The organism is Micromonospora sp. (assembly GCF_048594385.1).
Lineage (GTDB): Bacteria > Actinomycetota > Actinomycetes > Mycobacteriales > Micromonosporaceae > Micromonospora > Micromonospora wenchangensis.
Map to the genome: position 1 here is coordinate 1 of NZ_JBMDWU010000579.1, position 3,041 is coordinate 3,041.

Annotated in this window: 4 protein-coding genes; all 4 read left to right on the forward strand. The window is 74.9% G+C overall.

The window, feature by feature from the left end; all coding sequences use genetic code 11:
• Positions 1 to 220: hypothetical protein (locus ACOJTC_RS30470; RefSeq protein ID WP_420119465.1), on the forward strand; the 220-nt coding region annotated here is incomplete at its 5' end.
• 193 nt (positions 221 to 413) lie between these two features.
• Positions 414 to 1,487: a tRNA 2-thiouridine(34) synthase MnmA gene (gene mnmA, locus ACOJTC_RS30475; protein WP_420119466.1), complete on the forward strand. Its 1,074-nt coding sequence runs from the start codon at positions 414 to 416 to the stop codon at positions 1,485 to 1,487.
• Between the two features lie 44 nt (positions 1,488 to 1,531).
• A complete protein-coding gene (locus ACOJTC_RS30480) occupies positions 1,532 to 2,539 on the forward strand; it encodes a methionine synthase (RefSeq protein WP_420119467.1) in 1,008 nt (335 codons plus the stop codon).
• 36 nt (positions 2,540 to 2,575) lie between these two features.
• Positions 2,576 to 2,944, forward strand: a complete 369-nt coding sequence (locus tag ACOJTC_RS30485; RefSeq protein WP_420119468.1) for a VOC family protein — start codon at positions 2,576 to 2,578, stop codon at positions 2,942 to 2,944.
• Positions 2,945 to 3,041 lie beyond the last annotated feature (97 nt).

Here is a 3,041-nt window from a genome sequence, read left to right on the forward strand (position 1 = left end):
AACAGACAGTGTCCATCCCCGATACTTTTCCATTGAATTCATTTCGGGGGTGATGCTGGGGGTTTGTCTGTTTGTGTTTTCCATAATCCCTTTTTGCTTTTTCTTTCAAGCGGGCGGGGCGGTCTCCACGCCGCCCCTACCGGCCTGCACCCCTCCCCACCCGACCGCGCACGCCTTCCAGCCCACCTGCGGGCTGCTGAGCGGCGGCGGTGCTCGGTGATCAAGAGGTTGAGGTCAGGAACGGGCGCTGGGATGACGCAAACCTCTTGATCACCGGGGGCAGAGCCGGGGCAGAGCCGGGGGCAGGGCCGGGGCAGCGGCGGGGCGGGGCCGGGACGGAGTGGGGGCGGGCCGGGGAGGGAGGGGAGGCGGGCGGGGTGGGTAGGCTCGATGGGGGAAGGGAGCGTGGGCTGGTGAAGGTTCTGGCGGCGATGTCGGGCGGGGTGGACTCCGCCGTCGCGGCGGCGCGGGCGGTGGACGCCGGGCACGACGTGACCGGGGTGCACCTGGCGCTGTCCCGCAACCCGCAGACCTTCCGCACCGGGGCCCGGGGGTGCTGCACCCTGGAGGATTCCCGGGACGCGCGCCGGGCCGCCGACGTCATCGGCATCCCCTTCTACGTGTGGGACATGGCCGAGCGCTTCCACGCCGACGTGGTGGACGACTTCGTCGCCGAGTACGCGGCCGGGCGTACCCCGAATCCGTGCCTGCGCTGCAACGAGAAGATTAAGTTCGCGGCGGTGCTGGACCGGGCCGTGGCCCTCGGCTTCGACGCCGTGGTCACCGGCCACCACGCCCGGCTCGGCCCCGACGGGCTGCTGCGTCGCAGCGTCGACCTTGCCAAGGACCAGTCGTACGTGCTGGCGGTGCTCACCCGCGCGCAGCTCGACCGGGCGATGTTCCCGCTCGGCGACGCCACCAAGGCCGAGGTCCGGGCCGAGGCGGCCCGGCGTGACCTGGCGGTGGCCGAGAAGCCCGACTCGCACGACATCTGCTTCATCGCCGACGGCGACACCCGGGGGTTCCTCGCCGGCCGGCTCGGCGAGACGCCCGGCGCGGTGGTCGACGCGCTGACCGGCGCGGTCGTCGGCAGTCACACCGGCGCGTACGCCTACACGGTGGGCCAGCGACGCGGCCTGCACCTGGACCGGCCGGCCCCGGACGGGCGACCCCGGTACGTGCTGTCCATCACCCCGAAGACCAACACGGTCACCGTCGGCCCCGCCGAGGCGCTGGAGGTCTCGCTGGTCCGCGCCACCCGTCCGGTCTGGACCGGGGACGACCTGCCGGCCGCGCCGATCGCCTGCGAGGTGCAGTTGCGGGCGCACGGCGACGTCGTACCGGCCACCGTGACCGTGGACGGCGACGGCCTCACCGCCGAGCTGCGCCGGCCGGTACGCGGGGTGGCCGCCGGCCAGGCCGTGGTGGCGTACCGGCCGGACCCGGCGGGGGACGTGGTGCTCGGCTCCGCCACCATCTCCGGCTGACCCACCGGCCGGTTGTGTCGACCGTCGCCGGCTACCCTTCGGCCGTGACCCAACAGCAGCTCTGGCCCTGGCCGGCGGGTGCGGCGACCGGCATCGGTTCGCTGCCCGGCACCGACATCGCCGAGGCGCAACGGATCGTCCTGGGTGAACTGCCCGCCCTGCCCCACCTGCCGGAACTGCCCGCCCGGGGGCCGGGTGCCGACCTGATCGGGCGTACCGGCGGGCTGCTCGTGGAGCTGCCGGTCGAGCTGTACGCCGCCCGCTGGCGGATCGCCCCCCGTCCCGGTCGGGACCTGCGCCGCGCCCGGGACCTGATGGAACGTGACCTCGACCAGCTCGCCGAGCAGGCCGAGTCGTACGCCGGGCCGGTGAAGGTGCAGGCGGCCGGGCCGTTCACCATGGCCACGGCGGTGGAGTTGCCGATCGGCGGGCGGCTGCTGCGTGACCCGGGCGCGGTGCGGGAGCTGACCGCGTCCCTGGCCGAGGGGTTGCGGCTGCACGTCGAGGCGGTGACCCGGCGGCTGCCCCGGGCGTCGGTGCTGCTCCAACTCGACGAGCCGTCGCTGCCGGCGGCGCTCGCCGGTCGGGTCCGCACCGAGAGCGGCCTGGGCACGTACCGGCCGGTCGACACCGCCGTCGCGCGTACCCTGCTCGGCGAGGTGATCACGGCGGTCGGGGTGCCGACGGTGGTGCACTGCTGCGCCCCGGACGTGCCGCTGGAGCTGATCCGTACCGCCGGGGCGGTCGGGGCGGCGCTGGACCTCGCCCTGCTCACCGACCTGGACCCGCTGGGCGAGGCGATCGACGCCGGCCTCGGCCTGCTGGCCGGGGTGGCACCGACCCTGCCGCCGTCGGCCGGCGTCGCACCGACCTCGGCGCAGCTCGCCGACCGGGTACGCGGACTCTGGGACCGGCTCGGCTTTCCGCGCCGCCAACTCGCCGAGCAGGTGGTGGTCACCCCCGCCTGCGGGCTGGCCGGCGCCACCCCCGGGTACGCCCGCGCGGTGCTCACCGCCTGCCGGGACGCGGGGCGGCGGCTGCACGAGGTGTGAGGTTTCCCGTCGTACCCGGTGGGCAGGATGGCGGCCATGATTGGACAACTGCGTACCGTGGCCATCGACTGCCCCGACCCCCGGGCGCTGGCCGGCTTCTACGCGGAGCTGCTCGGCCTGCCCCTGGTCGAGGAGGACTCCGACGGTAACGAGTGGGTGGTGCTCGGCGGTCCGGTCGGGCACCAGCCCCGGCTCGCCTTCCAGCAGGCGCCCGACCTGGTCCCCCCGGCCTGGCCTGATCCGGCGCGTCCGCAGCAGCTCCACCTCGACGTCACGGTCGACGACATCGAGGTGGCCGAGAAGGCGGCGCTCGCCCTGGGCGCCCGGCGGCTGCCCGGCGAGGGCGACGGCTTCCGGGTGTACGCCGACCCGGTGGGCCACCCGTTCTGCCTCTGCTGGGACTGACCCTCCGGGGAGCACGTCCCCGCGTCGGGCGGGTCGGGCCACCGGTCGGGCCGGCCCCCCCCCCCTGCCCGGGGGGGGGCGGCGGGGGCAGGACGGG

What these genes read in the sequence shown, in the direction of transcription:
- ACOJTC_RS30485 (WP_420119468.1), top strand. Translation starts at nt 2,576, where the DNA reads ATGATTGGACAACTGCGTACCGTGGCCATCGACTGCCCCGACCCCCGG.